This window comes from Escherichia sp. MOD1-EC6819 (assembly GCF_002965765.1).
Lineage (GTDB): Bacteria > Pseudomonadota > Gammaproteobacteria > Enterobacterales > Enterobacteriaceae > Escherichia > Escherichia ruysiae.
This window is the reverse complement of sequence record NZ_PTRG01000004.1, coordinates 58798-83106: the sequence shown is the minus strand read 5'-3', so window position 1 is coordinate 83106 and position 24309 is coordinate 58798. Positions and strand designations below refer to the sequence as shown.

The 24309-nt window shown below is 51.0% G+C and carries 24 protein-coding genes; 17 read left to right on the top strand and 7 right to left on the bottom strand.

The genetic code is table 11. The features are described 5' to 3' along the window. Window positions 1-221: 221 nt before the first annotated feature. The 4 genes from A7Z06_RS06375 to puuA form a co-directional block, all read right to left on the bottom strand. Window positions 222-467, bottom strand: coding sequence for a YmjA family protein (locus A7Z06_RS06375; RefSeq protein WP_001015099.1), 246 nt, complete (start codon window positions 465-467; stop codon window positions 222-224). 133 nt (window positions 468-600) lie between these two features. Beyond that, window positions 601-1986 carry a putrescine/proton symporter PuuP gene (gene puuP / locus A7Z06_RS06370; RefSeq protein WP_001362351.1) on the bottom strand — a complete coding sequence of 462 codons (1386 nt, stop codon included), beginning with the start codon at window positions 1984-1986 and terminating at the stop codon, window positions 601-603. After that, window positions 1976-2140, bottom strand: coding sequence for a YmjE family protein (locus A7Z06_RS21635; RefSeq protein WP_120795382.1), 165 nt, complete (start codon window positions 2138-2140; stop codon window positions 1976-1978). Before A7Z06_RS21635 ends, puuP begins: the two co-directional genes overlap by 11 nt. Before the next feature lie 148 nt (window positions 2141-2288). Beyond that, a complete protein-coding gene (gene puuA, locus A7Z06_RS06365) occupies window positions 2289-3707 on the bottom strand; it encodes a glutamate-putrescine ligase (protein WP_000449623.1) in 1419 nt (472 codons plus the stop codon). A 212-nt stretch (window positions 3708-3919) separates the two neighbouring features. Between puuA and puuD the strand changes: the two genes are divergently transcribed. The 5 genes from puuD (at window position 3920) to puuE (ending at window position 9490) form a co-directional block, all read left to right on the top strand. Then, window positions 3920-4684, top strand: a complete 765-nt coding sequence (gene puuD / locus A7Z06_RS06360; protein ID WP_010344757.1) for a gamma-glutamyl-gamma-aminobutyrate hydrolase — start codon at window positions 3920-3922, stop codon at window positions 4682-4684. Window positions 4685-4710: 26 nt separating this feature from the next. Next, window positions 4711-5268, top strand: coding sequence for an HTH-type transcriptional regulator PuuR (gene puuR, locus A7Z06_RS06355; RefSeq protein WP_105279364.1), 558 nt, complete (start codon window positions 4711-4713; stop codon window positions 5266-5268). A gap of 149 nt (window positions 5269-5417) precedes the next feature. Then, window positions 5418-6905, top strand: a complete 1488-nt coding sequence (gene puuC / locus A7Z06_RS06350) for an aldehyde dehydrogenase PuuC (RefSeq protein ID WP_085460751.1) — start codon at window positions 5418-5420, stop codon at window positions 6903-6905. Between the two features lies 1 nt (window position 6906). Beyond that, window positions 6907-8187, top strand: coding sequence for a gamma-glutamylputrescine oxidase (gene puuB, locus A7Z06_RS06345; RefSeq protein WP_105279363.1), 1281 nt, complete (start codon window positions 6907-6909; stop codon window positions 8185-8187). 37 nt (window positions 8188-8224) lie between these two features. After that, window positions 8225-9490 (top strand): 4-aminobutyrate transaminase, encoded by a 1266-nt coding sequence (puuE, locus tag A7Z06_RS06340; protein ID WP_000069262.1) that lies wholly within the window; start codon window positions 8225-8227, stop codon window positions 9488-9490. A 121-nt stretch (window positions 9491-9611) separates the two neighbouring features. Here puuE and pspF read toward each other — a convergent pair whose 3' ends face one another. Beyond that, window positions 9612-10589, bottom strand: coding sequence for a phage shock protein operon transcriptional activator (gene pspF / locus A7Z06_RS06335; protein ID WP_024165077.1), 978 nt, complete (start codon window positions 10587-10589; stop codon window positions 9612-9614). Between the two features lie 166 nt (window positions 10590-10755). On the opposite strand from pspF, the gene pspA reads away from it, so the two are divergent. The 8 genes from pspA to tyrR all read left to right on the top strand — a co-directional run bounded on the left by pspA (window position 10756) and on the right by tyrR (window position 16943). Then, complete coding sequence (gene pspA / locus A7Z06_RS06330; RefSeq protein WP_000511032.1) at window positions 10756-11424, top strand: phage shock protein PspA; 669 nt, start codon at window positions 10756-10758, stop codon at window positions 11422-11424. 53 nt (window positions 11425-11477) lie between these two features. After that, window positions 11478-11702 (top strand): envelope stress response membrane protein PspB, encoded by a 225-nt coding sequence (pspB, locus tag A7Z06_RS06325; RefSeq protein WP_001274965.1) that lies wholly within the window; start codon window positions 11478-11480, stop codon window positions 11700-11702. Next, window positions 11702-12061 (top strand): envelope stress response membrane protein PspC, encoded by a 360-nt coding sequence (gene pspC, locus A7Z06_RS06320; RefSeq protein WP_000907390.1) that lies wholly within the window; start codon window positions 11702-11704, stop codon window positions 12059-12061. The genes pspB and pspC overlap by 1 nt, the downstream gene beginning before the upstream one ends. 8 nt (window positions 12062-12069) lie before the next feature. Then, a complete protein-coding gene (pspD, locus tag A7Z06_RS06315; RefSeq protein ID WP_001295585.1) occupies window positions 12070-12291 on the top strand; it encodes a phage shock protein PspD in 222 nt (73 codons plus the stop codon). Window positions 12292-12365: 74 nt separating this feature from the next. Beyond that, window positions 12366-12680, top strand: coding sequence for a thiosulfate sulfurtransferase PspE (pspE, locus tag A7Z06_RS06310; protein WP_000473118.1), 315 nt, complete (start codon window positions 12366-12368; stop codon window positions 12678-12680). A gap of 118 nt (window positions 12681-12798) precedes the next feature. Next, window positions 12799-14196, top strand: coding sequence for a YcjX family protein (locus A7Z06_RS06305; RefSeq protein ID WP_000825801.1), 1398 nt, complete (start codon window positions 12799-12801; stop codon window positions 14194-14196). Further along, entirely contained in the window at window positions 14193-15251 is a 1059-nt protein-coding gene (locus A7Z06_RS06300; RefSeq protein WP_000138698.1) for a YcjF family protein, read from the top strand. Before A7Z06_RS06305 ends, A7Z06_RS06300 begins: the two co-directional genes overlap by 4 nt. 150 nt (window positions 15252-15401) lie before the next feature. Continuing rightward, a complete protein-coding gene (gene tyrR, locus A7Z06_RS06295) occupies window positions 15402-16943 on the top strand; it encodes a transcriptional regulator TyrR (RefSeq protein WP_010344747.1) in 1542 nt (513 codons plus the stop codon). A 44-nt stretch (window positions 16944-16987) separates the two neighbouring features. Here tyrR and tpx read toward each other — a convergent pair whose 3' ends face one another. Further along, window positions 16988-17494: a thiol peroxidase gene (tpx, locus tag A7Z06_RS06290; protein ID WP_000078460.1), complete on the bottom strand. Its 507-nt coding sequence runs from the start codon at window positions 17492-17494 to the stop codon at window positions 16988-16990. A gap of 118 nt (window positions 17495-17612) precedes the next feature. Between tpx and ycjG the strand changes: the two genes are divergently transcribed. Beyond that, window positions 17613-18578, top strand: coding sequence for an L-Ala-D/L-Glu epimerase (ycjG, locus tag A7Z06_RS06285; RefSeq protein WP_010344733.1), 966 nt, complete (start codon window positions 17613-17615; stop codon window positions 18576-18578). Here the strand turns inward: ycjG and mpaA are convergent. Continuing rightward, window positions 18553-19281 (bottom strand): murein tripeptide amidase MpaA, encoded by a 729-nt coding sequence (gene mpaA / locus A7Z06_RS06280; protein WP_010344731.1) that lies wholly within the window; start codon window positions 19279-19281, stop codon window positions 18553-18555. The genes ycjG and mpaA overlap by 26 nt on opposite strands. A 182-nt stretch (window positions 19282-19463) precedes the next feature. Here mpaA and mppA point away from each other — a divergent pair, with 182 nt between their 5' ends. From mppA to A7Z06_RS06265, 3 genes are all read left to right on the top strand, one after another. Next, window positions 19464-21077 (top strand): murein tripeptide ABC transporter substrate-binding protein MppA, encoded by a 1614-nt coding sequence (gene mppA / locus A7Z06_RS06275; protein ID WP_000683030.1) that lies wholly within the window; start codon window positions 19464-19466, stop codon window positions 21075-21077. A 282-nt stretch (window positions 21078-21359) separates the two neighbouring features. Then, window positions 21360-22346, top strand: coding sequence for a glycoside hydrolase family 25 protein (locus A7Z06_RS06270; RefSeq protein WP_105279362.1), 987 nt, complete (start codon window positions 21360-21362; stop codon window positions 22344-22346). A gap of 3 nt (window positions 22347-22349) precedes the next feature. Further along, a complete protein-coding gene (locus A7Z06_RS06265; protein WP_024165076.1) occupies window positions 22350-24275 on the top strand; it encodes a GH25 family lysozyme in 1926 nt (641 codons plus the stop codon). The last annotated feature ends 34 nt before the right edge of the window (window positions 24276-24309 follow it).

The following is a 24309-nucleotide window of genomic DNA, read 5'->3' as shown; positions in this document are numbered from 1 at the left end:
CGTGTGGTTGGTCGTTGAACAGGTGACGTCGCCATCTGTTCAACATTCGTACCCGTGATTTCTCTATAACTATAACTCACAGAACAACTTAGCGAGGAGCAGAGCGGTACGATCGTGAGAAACCCATTAAAGCACGCTGCAGTGCGTGTCATTGTTAGCCGGATGCGGCGTGAACGCTTTATCCGGGCAACGATACTGACCGATCGTCTGCAATTAAATAATTACTCATTACCCCATTGATTCAAAAACTCTGCGATCTCATCAATGCGTACGGGATTAATCCCCGCTTCAGCAGCCATTTCATGTTGGGCTTCTTCGCTGATCTCTTCATTGTTCATCAAACGGGTGAGCAGTAACTGGAAGTAGTGGGCCAGCGGTGTGCGTTCAGCGTCTGCGACAGGCTCTGCGCATTCGGTCGCGTACTCATCGGCAATATCAAAATATTTTAGCGGGATATCGTGGTTCATTATTTGCCCCTGGGGTTAATGCGCTAAGCATAAGGGCGGATGATAGCACTCGTGATCCGGGTCATACATCTTTTTATAGTTAATGGCGCGGTGCATTACCCTCAGGCAGGATAATGCGCCGCGCATCCGACTATTACGTTTCGCTCACCGGTGTTCTGTCACCATCATACAACGGCACTTTGCGATAGCGGCGGATCAGATACCACAAATATGCGCCGCCTAACGAAGCCCATACCAGACCGAGTGTCAGTGACGTTGACTCGAGGTTAACCCACAGCACACCCACCGTCAGCGCGCCAACTAGCGGCATCAGCAAATAGTGGAAGTGATCCTTCCAGCTTTTATTCATTCCTTTGCGCCGCCAGAAGTGGTTGAACACCGACAGGTTAACGAAGGTAAACGCTACCAACGCGCCGAAGTTAATTAACGCTGTGGCGGTAACTAAATCGAAGAACAGCGCCGACATCGCGACAATTCCGACCATAATGACGTTCAGTGCCGGAGTCCGCCATTTTGGGTGCACATAGCCAAACACGCGCTCCGGAAACACATTGTCACGCCCCATCACATACAGCAGACGCGACACGCTGGCATGTGAAGCCAGGCCAGACGCTAACGTGTTCACAAACGTGGTGCAGAGGAATATCGACTGGAAGAGCTTGCCGCCGACGTACAGCGCAATTTCAGGCAGTGCGGCGTCCGGGTCTTTAAAACGGCTGATATCGGGAAAGAACAGTTGCATAAAGAACGACGCAGCGATAAAGATAACGCCGCCGTATACCGCCGTCAGGAAGATAGCTTTCGGGATCACGCGTGCGGCGTCCGGCGTCTCTTCCGAAAGCGTGGTCACCGCATCGAAACCGAGGAACGAGAAACAGACAATCGTCGCCCCGGTAATAATCGGGATCAGGTGCGCGTTCTCGCTGATAAACGGCTGAAGTGACCAGACGGTGCCAACGCCTTCTCCTTTATGCAGTCCCTGAACCACCAGGAAGATAAACACCACCATGATGGAGATTTGCACCAGTACAAACAGGGTATTGAAGTTAGCAACCAGATTGACGCTCTTCAGATTCGCGGCGGTTAAAATGGCGACGAAGGTCACCACCCACACCCACGGCGGCACTTCCGGGAAGAGGGCGGAGAGATAGATTTTCGCCAACAAAACGTTGATCATCGGCAAAAAGAGATAATCCAGCAGCGATGACCAGCCGACCATAAAGCCGACGTGCGGGTTAATCGACTTTTGCGCGTAGGTATAGGCCGAACCGGCCTCCGGAAACTGGCGAACCAGTTTGCCGTAGCTGATAGCGGTAAACAGCACACCCGCCAGCGCCAGCAAATAGGACGCCGGAACGTGACCGTCGCTAATGCCAGATACAATACCAAAAGTATCAAATACGGTCATCGGCGTGAGATAGGCCAGACCCATCATCACCACCTGCCACAATTTCAGTGATTTTCGCAGACGGGTTTTGCCGGGTTGCGCAGCAATATTCAGTGGTGAATTAATAGCCATAATTGCTGCCTCCCCTGCGTAATAAGGTTTGCGGTCGTGTCGACCTGAAATCAAACCTGTTTAGCAAGGGAAGCAAAGGGGGCGGAGTCCAGTCAGTCGCAGGAGGGGCGCATACGCAGCCTCCCTCGCCATGCGGGGATTTAATCATCGGCATCATCTCATTTCCTCGTCACAGTCTTAATCGTTAACGGAAGCCCGTTGCCGCCTGCGCTCCATAACGCGACATCCGGGAAATGTCTGGATTACCAGCAAATGTCAGGCCTGGCTCCGCTCAGGCCGATGAAACAACCCCGCAAGGGGTATTACGCGTTTTTCAACATCCACTCAATTTCTGTTTCTGTGATGAGGCGCTCAAACTGCAACAGCTCATCATTTTTACAGGCGTGATACACATGACAGAAACGTTCGCCTAAATAGTGGCGCAGGTGATCATTCTCGATAAACTCACCCAGGGCATCGCTCTGGCGAATCGGGAAGGGTAAGCCTTCCTGTTCCAGGCCGTTGCCTTCGACTTCTTCCTGTAACGGCAGCTCGTTATCAAGGCCATGCAAAATACCGGCAAAAATCGCTGCCATCACCAGATATGGGTTGGCATCGGCACCCGCCACGCGATATTCCACGCGGTGGTTATGACGGTCGCCGCACGGAATACGCAGGGCGACGGTACGGTTGTTATGGCCCCACGACGCCTGCGTCGGTACATACATACCTGGCTGGAAGCGGCGATACGAGTTCACGTTTGGTGCCAGCAACGCCATTGATGACGGCATCAGGTCAATCATCCCGGCGAGCATCTTTTTCAGCAGCGGCGAATCTTCGCCTTCCGCGTCAGAAAGCACGTTCTCGCCACGATTATTTTGCATACTGATATGGATATGCATCCCGCTGCCCGCGTGTTCTTCATACGGCTTCGCCATAAAAGTGGCGTGCATCTTATGCTTTTCCGCCATCAAGCGCACCAGGCGTTTAAGGGCTAATGCATCATCGCAGGCTTCCAGCACGTTATCGGTATGGTAAAGGTTGATTTCAAACTGGCCTGGCGAAGCCTCGGCGACCGCACCATCTGCCGGAATCAGCTGTAATTGCGCCAGTTCATCAATATCATTGAGCACATCGGCGAAGTGGTTGAGGTTATCGACAGAGTAGACCTGGCTTTGGGTATTGCGGTCATCGGTGCCTGGCGCACAGGGCGGTTGCAGATACCCTTCGGCGTCGCGCTGGCGATCCAGTAAATAGAACTCCAGCTCTACCGCTACGACCGGGAACAATCCGCGCTGGCGTAGCTGCTGCCACAGGCGGTTGAGTACATTCCTCGGCTCAACGTCAAAGGGAGCGCCATCTTCATCGACCATGGTCAGAAGCATTTGACCAATAAACTCAGGATCGGCGGCAGAAGGGGTTAAAGAACCGAGAATAGGGATACAGGTACGATCTGGCTCGCCCATTTCTTGACCTAGCCCTGCTTCTTCTACCACATTGCCCAGAATATCCATCGCAAACACCGAAGCCGGGAAGTAGCATCCTTTCTCCAGTTTTTTCAGGCTGGAGAAGGGGACGCGTTTTCCACGAAAACAGCCATTCAGATCGGTAAGTAAAACATCAACATATTGCGTATTCGGGTAGCGATCCAGGTAGCGTTTCACTTCCTGCGTGAAGGCGCTACCCCGCCTCTCTTCTGACTGCTGAACAAAGTTTTCTACTTCAACGATATTGGTTTCCATGATTCTTCGCCTTTGGTTTTGTTTTCCACTCGTTATCAGAGCGTAAAATATAATGACCACTCCTCGAATCTGTATGCAAACTAAATGTTTGTCAAATGTTAAATTAAGTTTGCAAAAAAGAAAACTCACTGCTAGATTGAAAAAATATTGAACAGAATGGTCATTTAAACCGCAGTAATGGCGATAATTTAGTCCACTTTGTGAGATTGAGCATGGAAAATATAATGAACAATCCTGTTATCGGTGTCGTAATGTGCAGGAACAGGCTTAAGGGTCATGAGACCCAGACTCTGCAAGAAAAGTACCTGAATGCCATCATTCACGCAGGTGGTTTGCCGATTGCGCTTCCCCATGCGCTGGCTGAGCCGTCATTACTTGAAGAACTTTTGCCGAAACTTGATGGCATTTATCTTCCTGGTAGCCCCAGCAATGTGCAGCCGCACCTATATGGTGAAAACGGCGATGAGCCTGACGCCGATCCCGGGCGTGATCTTCTGAGCATGGCGTTAATTAACGCTGCACTCGAAAGGCGCATCCCCATTTTCGCCATCTGCCGGGGTTTACAGGAACTGGTGGTGGCAACCGGAGGTTCGTTGCATCGCAAGCTGTGCGAACAGCCTGAATTGCTGGAACATCGGGAAGATCCCGAACTGCCGGTGGAGCAGCAATATGCGCCGTCGCATGAAGTTCAGGTTGAAGAGGGGGGATTACTGTCTGCGCTGTTACCTGAATGTAGCAACTTTTGGGTAAACTCTCTGCATGGACAAGGGGCGAAGGTTGTTAGCCCACGGTTGCGTGTTGAAGCTCGCTCGCCGGATGGCTTAGTTGAGGCGGTGAGCGTCATCAATCATCCTTTTGCGCTGGGCGTACAGTGGCACCCGGAATGGAACAGTAGCGAGTACGCGCTTTCGCGTATATTGTTCGAGGGCTTTATCACCGCTTGTCAGCACCATATCGCTGAAAAACAGCGACTCTGACCACTACAGTTTAAGGAAATGCAAATATGAGTGATGAGGGACTGGCGCCAGGAAAACGCTTGTCGGAAATCCGCCAGCAGCAGGGGCTTTCACAACGTCGTGCCGCCGAACTCTCCGGGCTGACTCACAGTGCTATCAGTACGATAGAACAGGATAAAGTCAGCCCTGCCATCAGTACGCTGCAAAAGCTGCTGAAGGTGTATGGACTGTCACTCTCGGAATTCTTTTCCGAGCCGGAAAAACCTGATGAGCCGCAGGTCGTCATTAATCAGGACGACTTAATTGAAATGGGTAGTCAGGGTGTGTCAATGAAGCTGGTTCATAACGGTAACCCGAATCGCACGTTGGCGATGATCTTTGATACGTACCAGCCGGGCACAACCACTGGGGAAAGAATTAAGCATCAGGGTGAGGAAATAGGCACTGTACTGGAAGGTGAAATTGTTCTGACCATTAATGGACAGGATTATCACCTCGTCGCGGGGCAAAGTTATGCCATTAATACCGGCATCCCGCACAGTTTCAGCAATACGTCGGCAGGCATTTGCCGAATTATCAGCGCCCATACACCCACCACGTTTTAATCTTTTAGCTCTGTAAGCCGGGTAAGCGCAATGCGCCCGGCAATCTATAAAGAATGTCGCCAGAAATAAACGGGCATACGGCCCGGGGATCTCTGCGCCCTGACGTTCACAAACTGCATATATCTGATAGACGTGAAACAGGAGTCATAATGAATTTTCATCATCTGGCTTACTGGCAGGATAAAGCGTTAAGTCTCGCCATTGAAACCCGCTTATTTATTAACGGTGAATATACCGCTGCGGCGGAAAACGAAACCTTCGAAACCGTTGATCCGGTCACCCAGGCGCCGCTAGCGAATATTGCGCGCGGTAAAAGCGCCGATATCGACCGCGCAGTGAGTGCGGCACGCAGCGTATTTGAACGCGGCGACTGGTCGCTCTCTTCTCCGGCTAAACGCAAAGTGGTACTGAATAAACTCGCCGATTTAATGGAAGCCCACGCGGAAGAACTGGCGCTGCTGGAAACCCTCGACACCGGTAAACCGATTCGTCACAGCCTGCGTGATGATATTCCCGGCGCGGCGCGCGCCATTCGCTGGTACGGCGAAGCTATCGATAAAGTTTACGGCGAAGTGGCGACCACCAGTAGCCATGAGCTGGCGATGATTGTGCGCGAACCGGTCGGCGTAATTGCCGCCATCGTCCCGTGGAACTTCCCGCTGTTGCTGACCTGCTGGAAACTCGGCCCGGCGCTGGCGGCAGGTAACAGCGTTGTCCTGAAGCCGTCTGAAAAATCACCGCTCAGTGCGATTCGCCTTGCGGGGCTGGCGAAAGAAGCAGGTCTGCCGGATGGCGTGCTGAACGTAGTAACTGGTTTTGGTCATGAGGCGGGGCAGGCGCTTTCTCGTCATAACGATATCGATGCCATCGCCTTTACCGGCTCCACGCGTACCGGTAAACAACTGCTGAAAGACGCAGGCGACAGCAACATGAAACGCGTCTGGCTGGAAGCAGGTGGTAAAAGCGCCAACATCGTTTTTGCTGACTGCCCGGATTTGCAACAGGCGGCAAGCGCGACCGCCGCAGGCATCTTCTACAACCAGGGGCAGGTGTGCATCGCCGGAACCCGTTTATTGCTGGAAGAGAGCATCGCCGATGAGTTTTTAGCCCTGTTAAAACAGCAGGCGCAAAACTGGCAGCCGGGGCATCCACTTGATCCTGCAACCACGATGGGCACCTTAATCGACTGCGCTCATGCCGACTCGGTACACACCTTTATTCGTGAAGGCGAAAGCAAAGGGCAACTGCTGCTGGATGGTCGTAACGCTGAACTGACTGCGGCCATCGGCCCGACCATCTTTGTCGACGTAGAGCCCAATGCGTCTCTAAGTCGCGAAGAGATTTTCGGCCCGGTGCTGGTGGTCACGCGTTTCACATCAGAAGACCAGGCGCTACAGCTTGCCAACGACAGCCAGTACGGGCTCGGTGCGGCGGTATGGACGCGCGATCTCTCCCGCGCGCACCGCATGAGCCGTCGCCTGAAAGCTGGTTCCGTCTTCGTCAACAACTACAACGATGGCGATATGACCGTACCGTTTGGCGGTTATAAGCAGAGCGGCAACGGTCGCGACAAATCCCTGCACGCCCTTGAAAAATTCACTGAACTGAAAACCATCTGGATAAGCCTGGAGGCCTGAAATGACCGAACATACCAGTAGTTACTACGCCGCCAGTGCGAATAAATATGCGCCTTTCGACACGCTGAATGAGTCAATCACGTGTGATGTTTGCGTGGTTGGCGGCGGCTACACCGGGCTTTCCTCTGCACTGCATCTGGCGGAAGCGGGCTTTGACGTGGTGGTACTCGAAGCCTCACGCATCGGCTTTGGCGCCAGCGGGCGTAACGGCGGTCAGCTTGTAAACTCCTACAGCCGCGACATCGACGTAATCGAAAAAAGCTACGGCATGGACACCGCCCGTATGCTCGGCAGCATGATGTTTGAAGGTGGCGAGATCATTCGCGAGCGCATCAAACGTTATCAGATTGACTGCGACTACCGCCCCGGCGGCCTGTTTGTGGCGATGAATGATAAGCAGCTCGCGACTCTTGAAGAGCAGAAAGAGAACTGGGAACGCTATGGTAACAATCAACTCGAACTGCTGGACGCCAGTGCCATTCGCCGTGAAGTTGCCAGCGATCGCTACACCGGTGCGCTGCTGGATCACAGCGGCGGGCATATTCACCCGCTGAACCTCGCTATTGGTGAAGCCGACGCCATTCGTCTGAACGGCGGACGTGTGTATGAGCTTTCTGTGGTGACGCAGATCCAGCACACCACGCCAGCCGTGGTGCGGACTGCCAAAGGTCAGGTAACGGCGAAGTATGTGATTGTCGCCGGGAATGCGTATCTGGGCGATAAAGTGGAGCCGGAACTGGCGAAGCGCAGTATGCCGTGCGGCACGCAGGTAATCACCACCGAGCGGCTTTCCGATGATTTAGCCCGTTCGCTGATCCCGAAAAACTACTGTGTCGAAGACTGTAACTATCTGCTTGATTACTACCGCCTGACTGCCGATAACCGCCTGCTGTACGGTGGTGGCGTGGTGTATGGCGCACGTGACCCGGATGACGTTGAGCGCCTGGTGGTGCCGAAACTGCTGAAAACCTTCCCGCAGTTGCAGGGCGTAAAAATCGACTACCGCTGGACGGGCAACTTCCTGCTGACCCTGTCGCGTATGCCGCAGTTTGGTCGCCTCGATAAAAACATTTACTACATGCAGGGCTACAGCGGCCACGGCGTTACCTGTACCCATCTCGCCGGGCGTTTAATTGCTGAACTGCTGCGCGGAGATGCCGAGCGTTTCGACGCGTTCGCCAATCTGCCGCATTACCCGTTCCCCGGCGGGCGCACGCTGCGCGTGCCATTTACCGCGATGGGCGCGGCTTATTACAGCCTGCGCGATCGTCTGGGCGTTTAATTTCCGATTAACCGTGAAGAGTCAAAAGGTGTGAAACATGAGCAACAATGAATTCCATCAGCGTCGTCTTTCTGCCACCCCGCGCGGGGTCGGCGTAATGTGTAACTTCTTCGCCCAGTCGGCTGAAAACGCCACGCTGAAGGATGTTGAAGGCAACGAGTACATCGATTTTGCCGCAGGCATTGCGGTGCTGAACACCGGACATCGCCATCCTGAACTGGTGGCAGCGGTGGAACAGCAACTGCAACAGTTTACCCACACGGCGTATCAGATTGTGCCATACGAAAGCTATGTCACGCTGGCGGAGAAAATTAACGCCCTTGCCCCGGTCAGTGGTCAGGCTAAGACCGCGTTCTTCACCACCGGTGCGGAAGCGGTTGAGAACGCAGTGAAAATCGCCCGCGCCCATACCGGACGCCCTGGCGTGATTGCGTTCAGCGGCGGCTTCCACGGTCGCACGTATATGACCATGGCATTAACTGGAAAGGTTGCACCGTACAAAATTGGTTTCGGCCCGTTCCCCGGTTCGGTGTATCACGTGCCGTATCCGTCAGATTTGCATAGCGTTTCGACGCAAGATTCCCTCGACGCCATCGAACGCTTGTTTAAATCAGACATCGAAGCGAAACAGGTCGCGGCCATTATTTTCGAACCGGTACAGGGCGAGGGCGGATTTAACGTGGCGCCAAAAGAGCTGGTTGCCGCCATTCGCCGCCTGTGCGATGAGCACGGCATTGTGATGATTGCTGATGAAGTGCAAAGCGGTTTTGCGCGTACCGGTAAACTGTTTGCCATGGATCATTACGCCGATAAGCCGGACTTAATGACGATGGCGAAAAGCCTCGCGGGCGGGATGCCGCTTTCGGGCGTGGTCGGTAATGCCAACATTATGGACGCGCCCGCGCCGGGCGGGCTTGGCGGCACTTACGCCGGTAACCCGCTGGCAGTTGCCGCCGCGCACGCAGTGCTCAACATTATCGACAAAGAATCCCTTTGCGACCGTGCGAATCAACTCGGTCAGCGCCTGACGCAAACGCTGATTGAGGCCAAAGAAAGCGTTCCGGCCATTGCTGCGGTACGCGGTCTGGGGTCGATGATTGCGGCAGAATTTAACGACCCGCAAACGGGCGAGCCGTCAGCCGCCATTGCGCAGAAAATTCAGCAACGCGCGCTGGCGCAGGGGCTGTTACTGTTGACCTGTGGCGCATACGGCAACGTGATTCGTTTCCTGTATCCGCTGACCATCCCGGATGCGCAATTCGATGCGGCAATGAAAATTTTGCAGGATGCGCTGAGAGATTAATACGCATAAGCGGAGCCCAACGCAATAATGCCTGATACGCTGCGCTTATCAGGCCTGCAAACGACGTATTGATTTTGTAGGCTTGATCGCCTCATCCGGCAAGCCACATTGCCCAACTCCACTAAATCTGGTGCTTTTTAAGCAATGCGCGGAACTGATGATAGGTTAACCCCAGCAATTCAGCCGCGCGCTTCTGGTTATATTTCCCCTGTTGCAAACTGAGTTGCAGTAACTCTTTTTCCTGCTGCATTTGAAACTCACGTAAATCCAGCGGCAGCGTTGGAAGCGAGGTGTTTTCTGAAACGGCGATAGTGTCTTCAGGTGGACGCCGTTTAAAGGGATCAATAATGATCTCATCAAGCGGATAATCGCTGGTGCCGTGGCGATACACCGAACGTTCCACCACGTTTTTCAATTCACGGATATTTCCCGGCCAGCGATAGTTCAGCAACGTTTCTCTGGCGCGCTCGGTAAAACCAGGAAACAGAGGCAGTTTTATTTCCCGACACATCTGGATGGCGAAGTGCTCCGCCATCAGCATAATGTCGCTTTCACGCTCGCGTAGTGGCGGCAGTTGCACTACATCAAAAGCCAGCCGGTCGAGCAGGTCAGCGCGAAAAGTACCTTCATTGACCATCGCCGGGAGATCGGCATTCGTCGCGCATACCAACCGCACATTCACCTGCAATGGCTGGCTGCCGCCAACGCGCTCCAGTTCACCGTACTCAATCACACGCAATAATTTTTCCTGCACCATCATCGGTGCTGTAGCGAGTTCATCAAGAAATAGCGTACCGCCGTCGGCACGTTCAAATCGTCCCGGATGGCGTTTTTGCGCTCCGGTAAACGCACCGGCTTCGTGACCAAACAGTTCGGAATCCAGCAGATTTTCATTTAACGCTGCGCAGTTAAGGGAAATAAACGGCCCTTGCCAGCGGGAGGAGAGATAATGCAAACGGCTGGCGATCAGCTCTTTACCGGTGCCGCGCTCGCCAATAATCAAAACCGGTTTGTCCAGCGGCGCGAGATGCGAAACCTGTTCCAGCACTTCAAGAAAGCTGTTCGCCTCACCGAGTAAATTATCTTTGTATTCTGCCATGATGAAATTCGCCACTTGTTAGTGTAATTCGCTAATTCATCCTGGCATGTTGCTGTCGAATCTTCAATCAGATCTTTATAAATCAAAAAGATAAAAAATTGGCACGCAAATTGTATTAACAGTTCAGCAGGACAATCCTGAACGAAGAAATCAAGAGGACAACATTATGGGTATTTTTTCTCGCTTTGCCGACATCGTGAACGCCAACATCAACGCCCTGTTAGAGAAAGCGGAAGATCCGCAGAAACTGGTGCGTCTGATGATCCAGGAAATGGAAGATACATTAGTTGAAGTGCGTTCTACCTCGGCGCGTGCACTGGCGGAAAAGAAACAGCTGACTCGCCGTATTGAACAAGCGTCGGCGCGTGAAGTTGAGTGGCAGGAAAAAGCCGAACTGGCGCTGCTGAAAGAGAGAGAAGATCTGGCGCGTGCGGCACTAATTGAAAAACAGAAACTGACCGATCTGATTAAGAGCCTGGAACATGAAGTGACGCTGGTGGACGATACGCTGGAGCGTATGAAGAAAGAGATTGGCGAGCTGGAAAACAAATTGAGCGAAACTCGCGCTCGCCAGCAGGCATTGATGTTGCGTCATCAAGCTGCAAACTCGTCGCGTGATGTGCGTCGTCAACTGGACAGTGGCAAACTGGATGAAGCAATGGCGCGTTTCGAATCTTTCGAGCGTCGTATCGACCAGATGGAAGCGGAAGCCGAAAGCCACAGCTTCGGCAAACAAAAATCGCTGGACGATCAGTTTGCCGAACTGAAAGCCGATGATGCAATCAGTGAGCAACTGGCACAATTAAAAGCCAAAATGAAGCAAGACAATCAATAATAACATCCAGGCGGCGTCCGAACGCGCCGCCGCTCATCGTCTAAGGAGTACTTATGAGCGCGCTATTTCTGGCTATTCCGTTAACCATTTTTGTGCTGTTTGTTTTACCGATCTGGTTATGGCTGCATTACAGCAACCGCTCCAGTCGTGGGGAGCTTTCGCAAAGCGAACAGCAGCGATTAGCGCAATTGGCTGATGAAGCAAAGCGGATGCGCGAGCGTATTCAGGCGCTGGAATCCATTCTTGATGCAGAACATCCGAACTGGAGGGATCGCTAATGGCGGGCATTAATCTCAATAAAAAATTATGGCGTATTCCACAGCAGGGCATGGTGCGCGGCGTCTGCGCGGGGATTGCTAATTATTTTGATGTACCGGTAAAACTGGTGCGTATCCTCGTGGTGCTGTCGATTTTCTTCGGCCTGGCGCTATTTACCTTGGTTGCTTACATCATTTTGTCATTTGCTCTTGACCCGATGCCGGACAACATGGCGTATGGTGAACAACAACCTTCCAGCAGCGAATTGCTGGATGAAGTCGATCGTGAACTGGCGGCCAGTGAAACGCGTTTACGCGAGATGGAACGTTATGTCACTTCCGATACCTTCACGCTGCGTAGCCGTTTCCGTCAATTGTGAGGAAAGTTATGAATACTCGCTGGCAACAAGCTGGGCAAAAGGTGAAGCCTGGTTTCAAATTAGCAGGCAAGCTGGTTCTTCTCACCGCTCTGCGCTACGGCCCGGCGGGTGTGGCGGGTTGGGCGATAAAATCTGTTGCTCGCCGACCGCTGAAAATGTTGTTGGCTGTGGCGCTGGAACCGCTGTTAAGTCGGGCTGCCAATAAACTGGCGCAGCGTTATAAAAGGTGAGGGGAGTTTCGCAAAAATTGTTAAATCTCAGGCGTATAATGGATGGCAATTTTCATCCATAGAAGGACGCTTACATGTTTAAAAAAGGCTTACTTGCGCTGACGCTGGCGTTTTCACTGCCTGTTTTCGCCGCTGAACACTGGATCGATGTTCGTGTTCCAGAACAGTATCAGCAAGAACACGTTCAGGGAGCCATCAATATTCCCCTGAAGGAAGTGAAAGAGCGCATTGCCACCGCCGTTCCGGATAAAAACGACACCGTGAAAGTGTATTGCAACGCCGGACGCCAGTCCGGGCAGGCAAAAGAAATCCTTAGCGAGATGGGATATACCCACGTTGAGAACGCCGGTGGTCTTAAAGACATTGCGATGCCGAAGGTCAAAGGTTAACAAATTACTTATTGAGCGGTGTAAATAACGCCGCTTATTCATTTGATAAATCAAAATTAACCCACATTATTATCTCCAGCATCTCATCCTTTCTACAGCTTTCTGGCACAGGACAGCAATGAAGCGACTCAAAAATGAACTTAACGCGCTGGTGAATCGTGGCGTCGACAGGCACCTGCGACTGGCGGTAACCGGACTTAGCCGTAGTGGCAAAACGGCGTTTATCACCGCGATGGTCAATCAGTTGCTCAATATTCATGCAGGAGCACGCTTGCCGCTGTTAAGCGCGGTGCGTGAAGAGCGCCTGCTGGGTGTGAAGCGTATTCCTCAACGTGATTTTGGCATCCCACGTTTTACTTACGACGAAGGGTTAGCGCAGCTGTACGGCGACCCTCCCGCCTGGCCGACGCCAACGCGTGGTGTCAGCGAAATCCGCCTGGCATTGCGTTATAAATCGAACGATTCGCTACTGCGTCACTTCAAAGACACCTCCACGCTGTATCTGGAGATTGTGGATTATCCCGGCGAGTGGCTACTCGATCTACCAATGCTGGCGCAGGACTATTTAAGTTGGTCACGCCAGATGACGGGCTTGCTTAATGGTCAGCGCGGCGAGTGGTCGGCAAAATGGCGGATGATGTGCGAAGGACTTGATCCGTTAGCGCCTGCCGACGAAAACCGTCTTGCAGATATCGCCGCCGCGTGGACCGATTATCTCCACCACTGCAAACAGCAGGGGCTGCACTTTATTCAGCCTGGGCGCTTTGTTCTACCGGGGGATATGGCAGGCGCACCCGCGCTGCAATTCTTCCCGTGGCCGGATGTCGATGCCTGGGGCGAGTCTAAACTGGCACAGGCCGATAAGCATACCAACGCCGGAATGCTGCGCGAGCGGTTTAATTATTACTGCGAGAAAGTGGTGAAGGGGTTCTATAAAAACCACTTTTTGCGTTTTGACCGCCAGATTGTGCTGGTGGATTGCCTGCAACCGCTCAACAGTGGACCGCAGGCATTTAATGACATGCGTCTGGCGCTGACGCAGTTGATGCAAAGTTTCCACTACGGGCAACGTACGCTTTTCCGCCGCTTGTTCTCGCCGGTTATCGACAAATTGCTGTTTGCCGCGACGAAAGCGGATCATGTGACCATCGATCAGCACGCCAATATGGTTTCATTACTGCAACAACTGATTCAGGATGCCTGGCAAAATGCGGCGTTTGAAGGGATCAGCATGGATTGTCTGGGGCTGGCCTCCGTACAGGCGACCACCAGCGGCATTATCGACGTCAACGGCGAGAAAATCCCGGCTCTGCGCGGTAATCGACTGAGCGATGGCGCACCGCTCACCGTTTACCCTGGTGAAGTTCCTGCGCGTTTGCCCGGTCAGGCGTTCTGGGATAAGCAAGGCTTCCAGTTTGAAGCGTTTCGCCCGCAGGTGATGGATGTCGATAAACCGCTGCCGCATATTCGCCTTGATGCCGCGCTGGAATTTTTAATAGGAGATAAATTGCGATGACCGAACCGTTAAAACCACGTATTGATTTCGACGGTCCGCTGGAAGTCGATCAGAACCCTAAATTTAAGGCGCAGCAGACCTTTGATGAAAATCAGGCGCAAAATTTTGCCCCGGCAACGCTCGACGATGTGCCGGAAGAAGAGGGGCAAGTCGAAGCGGTAATGGATGCGGCGCTGCGTCCGAAACGCAGTCTGTGGCGTAAAATGGTCATGGGTGGGGTGGCGCTGTTTGGCGCGAGCGTTGTTGGCCAGGGCGTGCAGTGGACGATGAATGCCTGGCAAACTCAGGATTGGGTAGCACTGGGCGGTTGTGCCGCTGGGGCATTGATTATCGGGGCTGGCGTTGGCTCAGTGGTAACAGAGTGGCGACGCTTATGGCGCTTGCGCCAGCGTGCGCACGAACGCGATGAAGCGCGCGATTTGTTGCATAGTCACGGCACTGGCAAAGGGCGCGCATTTTGCGAGAAACTGGCGCAGCAGGCCGGTATTGATCAGTCGCATCCGGCGCTGCAACGCTGGTATGCCTCAATCCATGAAACGCAGAACGATCGTGAAGTCGTCAGTCTGTACGCACATCTGGTTCAGCCAGTGCTGGATGCGCAGGCGCGCAGAGAAATCAGCCGTTCGGCGGCAGAATCTACCCTGATGATTGCCGTAAGCCCGTTGGCACTGGTGGATATGGCGTTTATTGCCTGGCGTAATCTGCGGTTGATTAATCGTATCGCTACGCTCTATGGCATTGAACTGGGTTATTACAGCCGTTTGCGCCTGTTCAAACTGGTATTGCTGAATATCGCTTTTGCCGGTGCTAGCGAGCTGGTGCGTGAAGTGGGGATGGACTGGATGTCACAAGATCTCGCTGCTCGTTTGTCAACGCGTGCTGCCCAGGGGATTGGCGCCGGACTCCTGACCGCGCGACTGGGAATTAAAGCTATGGAACTTTGCCGTCCGCTGCCGTGGATCGACGATGACAAACCTCGCCTGGGGGATTTTCGTCGCCAGCTTATCGGTCAGGTAAAGGAGACGCTGCAAAAGGGCAAAACGACCAGCGAATAATAACGCAATATCGGGTGCTGATCGGATATCTTTACGCCGAAGTGCCCGATTATCCGTCGTTGTGTCAATCTTTGTTGACAGAAATCTTCCTGCCACTCGAATAGTGTCATATCATCATATTAATTGTTCTTTTCTCAGGTGAAGGTTCCCATGCGTCTGGAAGTCTTTTGTGAAGACCGACTCGGTCTGACCCGCGAATTACTCGATCTACTGGTTCTAAGAGGCATCGATTTACGCGGTATTGAGATTGACCCAATCGGGCGGATTTACCTCAATTTTGCCGAACTGGATTTTGACAGTTTCAGCAGCCTGATGGCGGAAATTCGCCGTATTGCAGGTGTTACCGATGTGCGCACTGTGTCATGGATGCCTTCCGAGCGCGAACATCTGGCGTTGAGCGCATTGCTTGAGGCGTTGCCTGAACCCGTGCTTTCGGTCGATATGAAAAGCAAAGTGGATATGGCGAATCCGGCGAGCTGTCAGCTATTTGGTCAAAAACTTGATCGTTTACGCAATCATACCGCTGCGCAATTGATTAACGGATTTAATTTTTTACGCTGGCTGGAGAGTGACCCGCAGGATTCGCATAACGAACATGTGGTGATTAACGGGCAAAATTTCTTGATGGAGATAACGCCGGTTTATTTGCAGGATGAACACGACCAACACGTCCTGACCGGTGCGGTAGTGATGCTGCGCTCGACGATTCGTATGGGGCGTCAGTTGCAAAATGTGGCTGCGCAGGATGTCAGCGCCTTTAGTCAGATTGTCGCCGTTAGCCCGAAAATGAAACACGTTGTCGAGCAGGCTCAGAAACTGGCGATGTTAAGCGCGCCACTGCTGATTACGGGTGACACGGGTACTGGTAAAGATCTCTTTGCTTACGCCTGTCATCAGGCCAGCCCTCGCGCCGGTAAACCTTACCTGGCGCTGAACTGCGCGTCTATACCGGAAGATGCCGTTGAGAGCGAACTGTTTGGACATGCCCCGGAAGGGAAGAAAGGGTTCTTTGAGCAGGCGAACGGCGGTTCAGTGCTGCTGGATGAGATTGGTGAGATGTCGCCGCGAATGCAGGCTAAATTGCTGCGTTTCCTTAATGATGGCACTTTCCGTCGGGTTGGCGAAGATCACGAGGTACATGTCGATGTGCGGGTGATTTGCGCGACGCAAAAGAATCTGGTTGAGTTGGTGCAAAAAGGCGTATTTCGGGAAGATCTCTATTATCGCCTGAATGTGTTGACGCTGAATCTGCCACCGCTGCGAGACTGTCCGCAGGATATCATGCCGTTAACCGAATTGTTCGTCGCCCGCTTTGCTGACGAGCAGGGAGTACCCCGGCCGAAATTGGCTGCCGATCTGAATACCGTGCTGACACGTTATGGCTGGCCGGGTAACGTGAGGCAGTTGAAAAATGCTGTCTATCGTGCACTCACCCAACTGGACGGCTACGAACTGCGTCCACAAGACATTTTGCTGCCAGATTATGACGCGACAACCGTTGCCGTGGGCGAAGATGCGATGGAAGGTTCGCTGGATGAAATCACCAGTCGATTTGAGCGTTCGGTGTTAACCCAGCTTTATCGCAATTATCCCAGCACGCGCAAACTGGCAAAACGTCTGGGCGTTTCACATACCGCGATTGCCAACAAATTGCGTGAATACGGCCTGAGCCAGAAAAAGAGCGAAGAGTAAACACGTAAAATGCCTGATGGCGCAATACCATCAGGCATAATAAATTACGCTTTCAGTACCGCCAGAGCTGCTTCGTAATCCGGCTCAGTGGTGATTTCATTCACCAGCTGGCTGAAAATCACATTGTCATTTTCATCAATTACGACAACTGCGCGCGCAGCCAGACCTTTCAGTGGGCCTTCAGCGATCTCAACGCCGTAAGCTTGCAGAAATTCGCTATTACGGAAAGTGGAAAGGGTGATGACGTTGTTAAGACCTTCCGCACCGCAGAAACGAGACTGGGCGAACGGCAGATCGGCGGAAATACACAGTACAACGGTGTTGTCGATTTCTGTCGCCAGTTGGTTAAACTTACGTACTGATGCGGCGCAAACACCGGTATCAATACTTGGGAAAATGTTCAGCACTTTGCGTTTACCTGCAAACTGCGTGAGGGTGACGTCAGACAGATCTTTTGCCACGAGAGTAAAAGTCTGCGCTTTGCTACCCACTTGCGGGATGGAATTGGCGACTGTAACCGGGTTGCCCTGGAAATGAACGATTTGTGACATGATTATCTTTCCTGTTTACATATAGTTAACGTCATACCTAGTTTATGCTAACTGTCAATAACACAGCAATCGCTATTTGCGCTTTATCCGCAGTCCATCGCGGCAACAAGGAGTAAAGATGAGAACCGTAAAGGTATTTGAGGAAGCCTGGCCGTTACATACCCCGTTTGTAATTGCTCGTGGCAGCCGCAGTGAAGCGCGCGTGGTGGTTGTTGAACTGGAAGAAGATGGTGTTAAAGGTGCTGGGGAATGCACTCCCTATCCGCGCTATGGTGAAAGTGACGCTTCAGTAATGGCGCAAATTATGAGTGTTGTGCCGCAACTGGAAAAAGGGCTGACACGTGAAGAACTGCAAAAAATACTGCCAGCGGGCGCGGCGCGTAATGCGCTGGATTGTGCATTGTGGGATCTCTGTGCACGTAAACAGCAGCAGACGCTGGCTGAATTTATCGGTATAACGCTTCCCGACACCATTACCACTGCACAGACGGTTGTCATCGGTACGCCTGATCAAATGGCCAGCAGTGCTGCGGCACTATGGCAAGCAGGGGCGAAATTGCTGAAAGTGAAACTGGATAACCATCTTATTAGCGAGCGGATGGTGGCAATTCGCTCGGCTGTACCCGATGCGACGTTGATTGTTGATGCGAATGAATCCTGGCGCGCAGAAGGATTGGCAGCGCGATGTCAGTTGCTGGCTGACTTAGGCATCGCGATGCTGGAACAACCGCTTCCCGCACAGGACGATGCGGCGCTGGAGAATTTTATTCATCCGTTACCCATTTGCGCTGATGAAAGTTGTCATACCCGTAGCAATCTGAAGGCGCTGAAAGGGCGCTATGAGATGGTTAATATCAAACTCGATAAAACGGGGGGGCTGACCGAAGCCCTGGCATTGGCGACCGAAGCGCGTGCACAAGGTTTTAGTCTGATGCTGGGCTGCATGTTGTGTACCTCTCGTGCTATTAGCGCCGCTTTACCGCTGGTGCCGCAGGTCAGTTTTGCCGATCTTGATGGACCGACCTGGCTGGCGGTGGATGTGGAGCCGGCGCTACAGTTTACGACCGGCGAATTGCATCTTTAGGATGCCAGCGCAGTAAATTCGCCATTGCAAAGAGATACTTTTCACTGGCTTCATCGGAGGAGATGGGCGGAAACTCGGCGGTAATACAGTGCAGGTTCAGATCCGCACACCAACTGCCGAAGGAGCCGGGGGTTTCGTATCCGACGCTGGTCACCAGCGGCAATTCAAATGCCTGAGCCAGCCACTCACCTAATTCACTGTGTCGGGGATCTTCAATACAAGCCAGCGGATCGTGAAAAGAGACAATCCAGGCGGGGTGGATACGATGAATGAGCTGGCACAAAGCCTGAGTTTCAGGTTCGGAGCCGGGTTTATCGCCGGTCAGCAAGACCACGTCGCGCTCTTCGGCGGCACTGTTCCAGCGGTACACCGTTTCACCTTCCTTCCAGTTCGCCGCCGGAAAGTTTCTGTTTAGATCCACACCATTGGCATTAGCCCGCAGACCAAGCTGGCAACCGTCAGGATTCACACAGAGGACGACATGATGGCGGCGCAGAGACGGTGTTAACGTGCGTAATGCGCAGGAGAGGGTGACGACGGAAGAATTTTCGTCGCCGTGGGTGCCAGCCAGGATTAAACCACTTTCGCTGCTGGCGGCAGAAGCCGGAAACCAGATCAACGGCGCACCTAATAATGAACGTCCGTAATGTTCGGTTCCTGGCGGAAAAGCGCCCCGTTCGGCGCGCGGGCGGGTCACGGTCATAATCGTCTCGAATATAAGAAGTATTACAGGCAGTGTTGTGCAAATTTTGCGGATTATCAAATCCTTTTCGACAACGATATGTTATCGATCCTTTATCACTTTTTTGCCGGAAGTTATTTGCATTTCTTCAAGGAGAAACAAATAATTACGCATCATTATTAACGCAGGTTTGAGGGTAACTTATGAAGCACTCTGTTTCAGTCACGTGTTGTGCGCTGTTGGTCAGCAGCATTTCCCTGTCGTATGCTGCAGAAGTTCCGAGCGGCACAGTACTGGCAGAGAAGCAGGAGCTGGTGCGCCACATTAAAGATGAGCCTGCGTCGTTAGATCCCGCCAAAGCAGTGGGCCTGCCGGAGATTCAGGTCATTCGCGATTTGTTTGAAGGTCTGGTGAATCAAAACGAGAAAGGGGAGATTGTCCCCGGCGTTGCGACTCAGTGGAAAAGTAATGACAATCGTATCTGGACTTTTACCCTGCGCGATAACGCAAAATGGGCGGATGGCACACCGGTAACGGCGCAAGATTTTGTCTATAGCTGGCAACGTCTGGTGGATCCCAAAACATTGTCGCCATTTGCATGGTTTGCCGCGCTGGCGGGAATCAACAACGCACAAGCGATTATTGATGGTAAAGCCACGCCTGACCAGCTTGGCGTCACCGCAGTTGATGCCCATACTTTGAAAATTCAGCTTGATAAACCATTGCCGTGGTTTGTGAATTTAACCGCTAACTTTGCCTTCTTCCCGGTGCAAAAAGCCAACGTAGAAAGCAGTAAAGAGTGGACGAAACCCGGAAATCTGATCGGCAATGGCGCTTATGTTCTTAAAGAGCGCGTAGTTAATGAAAAACTGGTCGTGGTGCCGAATACCCATTATTGGGATAACGCCAAAACGGTGCTGCAAAAAGTGACCTTCCTGCCAATTAATCAGGAATCCGCAGCCACTAAGCGTTATCTTGCAGGCGATATTGATATCACTGAATCCTTCCCGAAAAATATGTACCAGAAACTGTTGAGGGATATTCCTGGGCAGGTTTACACGCCGCCACAGTTGGGGACGTATTATTATGCATTTAACACGCAAAAAGGGCCGACGGCAGATCAACGAGTGCGTCTGGCATTAAGTATGACGATTGATCGCCGCCTGATGACGGAAAAAGTGCTGGGTACAGGTGAAAAACCAGCATGGCATTTCACGCCAGATGTTACTGCCGGATTTACGCCAGAACCTTCGCCGTTTGAACAAATGAGTCAGGAAGAACTGAATGCCCAGGCGAAAACATTGTTGAGCGCCGCCGGGTATGGTCCACAGAAGCCGTTAAAACTTACACTGTTATATAACACTTCGGAAAATCACCAGAAAATTGCCATCGCTGTGGCGTCGATGTGGAAAAAGAATCTTGGCGTAGATGTCAAACTGCAAAATCAGGAATGGAAAACCTATATCGACAGCCGTAATACCGGCAATTTTGATGTTATCCGCGCCTCGTGGGTTGGGGATTATAATGAACCATCAACCTTCCTGACGCTGTTAACGTCAACGCACTCAGGAAATATTTCCCGCTTTAACAATCCGGCATACGACAAAGTGCTGACTCAGGCATCGACTGAAAACACCGTTAAAGCACGCAACGCCGATTACAACACGGCAGAGAAAATCCTCATGGAGCAAGCACCGATTGCGCCAATTTATCAATATACCAATGGACGGCTAATCAAGCCGTGGCTGAAAGGTTATCCCATTAATAACCCGGAAGATGTGGCTTATAGCCGGACTATGTATATTGTAAAACATTGATTATGTTCTCATCTGGCGCAAAAGTTGCGCCAGATTTTACAACCCCGATAAAATTTCTCTCTTTTTTAAATTTACCCTATAAAAGATTGCTCTCAAGATGAGACTGTGAAATTTCCAGTTTATATTAAGTACAAACTCTAATCATAAATTTTATTTGTCTGCTGTATTACATACTCCAAATATAAGCTGTGCTTTACTTTTTTTTACAACGTGAATGCATTTCATCACTTGTAAAACATCTTCATTTGAAAATAAACACACAGCTAAAAATGGGGTGGTAAAATGAAAAAAGCCTCTGCTATTCCGTTAGTTATCTCTCTATTCCTCTCTCATTATTCTTCTTTTAGTCTGGCCGCAGAGCCGCTTCCCGATGCCGCATCACTGGGACTGGAAAACTTAACTCATGATCTCTCACGACAGGAGTTATTTGTAAAAATCCTGGGATCAGATCTTTCCCGTGAAATGGAATATGACACGTTCGCAGTAAAAAAATACTTTAAATTTCCGACTGATGTCTCTTATGACTCGGTATTAAATCAACCGCGACCAAGTTCTTTATTTGGAGTGGATATCAGCCATCATAACGGTAAGAATTTTCCAATCGAACTGTTGGCAAAAAATAAGTCTGTGTTTCTGTATATGAAGTCCAGTCAAGGAACGCGTTATGTCGATCCCGAATTTTCCGGTTTCTGGCAACGGGCCGGGGATACGGAACGGGGGGTAAAATTACACCGTGGAGCATATCATTTTCTTTCCAGCGGCACTCCGGCAGACGACGCTGAAACATGGGGACGTAAGCAGGCGATGACGTTTGTTAAAATTATTAAAGCTAACGGGGGATTACGCGCAACGGATATGCCACCGGCGGTGGATGTGGAGTGGGATGTGGACTCATCAACGGGTAAGGATCGTTGGCAAAAGCGTAAACCTGCTGAAATTATAACGATGATCAAGGCGTTTACCGCACAGGTCGAAGCCGATTTAGGGCGTAAACCGGTTATCTACACTGCGCGAGCCTGGTGGAAAGATGCCGTTGGTGGGGAAAATAGTTTTGCCCAGGTTGCAGATCACAAACTGTGGCTGGCTGATTACTCTAATCAGGCTCAGGCCAGTGAAACCCCGCGTTCAATCAACCAGACAAAATGGGCGATCTGGCAGTTCACCGACGCAGCACAGCTTAATTTAGGATCGAGTAAGAAGTTTGATGCCAGTATTTATAAAGGTCCAATTGCTGAATTTTATACCACTTTGGGCGTGCAGGAATTTTAACTTATGAACAGACGATGGCTTACTTTATGTATATCAGTTCTGGGGCTATTCGTTGCCGGAATATCACAGGGAATATCAGATGCACGTGCAGATGATATTTGTAAAAATGGTGCAATGGTTCCTGATGAGTATTGTCGTTTTTTTATCCATTATGGGCCTGAGGCTCCTGGTAAACTGGATATCAGAATCAGTGATGCGTTAAAAATACCAGATCAGGATGCAGCGAAAACCCGCGCGATTGGGCTGATTATTTCAATTTCAAAATATCCACTGTTACATGCAGATATTCCAGCAGCTGCAGTAGACGGTCAAAGAATGGCTGATTTTCTTATTAATGGGCAAAAGTTTGATGAGGTTATTTTACTGAAAGATCAGGATGCGTCACTGGATAACATTAATTATTTTCTGAAAGAATATCTCCCTGCCAGAGGGATGATGTTTGATAAGAAAGCTCGCTTGTTAATTGCTTATTCAGGTCATGGGCGTTTTGGCACTCAAAATGGTAATTCTGATAAGGCACCGGCATTTGTTTTGAGTAATGCTACAGATATTGATGGTTCAAAAGGCATGTATGAAATGCCAGCTTTGAATGCTCAACTCAACATTCTGGCAAAGCGTTATTTCCATATTTTGACTTTAGTCAATGCTTGTTTTGGTTCAGGTCTTTTTGGCATGACAGATGGCGCAGGGAATTCAAACGCGTATAGTAAACCAGGTGCGTATGCGATAGCCGCTGGTGATGATAAAACAGAAGTTTATTCCCTGGAAAAAGATAAAGGCAGTGTATTTTTTGATACCCTTATAAAAGGAGTTGCTGATGGCGTTGCCGACGAACGCTTCGGGAAATCGTATATGGTAAAAATTGATGGTAAAAAGGAATACTACGCGGGCATTACCCGAACATTAAGTTTGTTTATCTATGTGAACGACCAATATATAAAAATCAATGAAAAACTGGACGAGGAAGGGAAAGGAATACATCTTAGTGATGCCTGGATAGGAGCAACAGAAAACCCAGCCGGACCGGGTGGATTCTTCTTTATTAACGATCCTGCGGTCAGTCATCTGGATAAAAAAACACAATTATCAGCCGGGAATGCAGATGAATTTACGAATGTTGATAAGACCGCATATTCTATTAAAGAACCGCCTACTGCGCCAGATGAACCAAAGAACAAAGATATAATACCTATTGAAATTCCTTATGGCCCCGTAAGTGCAATTCCCAACCGACCTGATATCCGTATCTTCAAAACACCGGATATTTACCCGATCAGTGGCCATGATATCTCGTCTAACGATGGCGAAATCGACTGGAAATTGTTTCAGGAGAAATCACCTGCGCGTTTTGTCTACGTGAGAGTGGTTGGCTGGAGAGGGCCAGACTCGTCGTTTAAGGCTCACTGGAAGCAATTAGCAGATTCAAAATTTGATCGCGGAGGCTATTTTAAATTTGATTTTTGCCGCACTCCTGAGGCGCAACTGGAAACAGCAAAAAGCCTGCTGCCTGAAGACCCGAAAATGTTGCCTCCCGGTATTTTACTGGTGAATCCAGAAGGTGAAGATACAACCCAACTGGCTTGTTTTAAAAAATCGGGAATGGTGAATGCACGGAATGATATTTTACGTTTTGCTGCCCTGATATATAAAAATTACCATAAAATACCAATATTTTATGGCAATCATAATAATTTGTCCCATTTCATGGACAGTCGGTTCGACCAGTATATGGTGTGGATGGGGTATTGGGGACAAGCTGGTGTGAAGCTTGAGGGGCGTAATCCCTGGACACTTTGGCAATATTCAGGAAACGAAAAGGTGCCAGGCATTGGTCACAGCACAGAGTCAGAAGTATTCTTTGGTACTGAAGAACAGTATGCCCAGTTTAAAGCGGGTGAGAATAATGTCGCTCTGGCTGCGGTAAATTGAGGTAATAAATAAAACCGGATGTCGAATATTATTA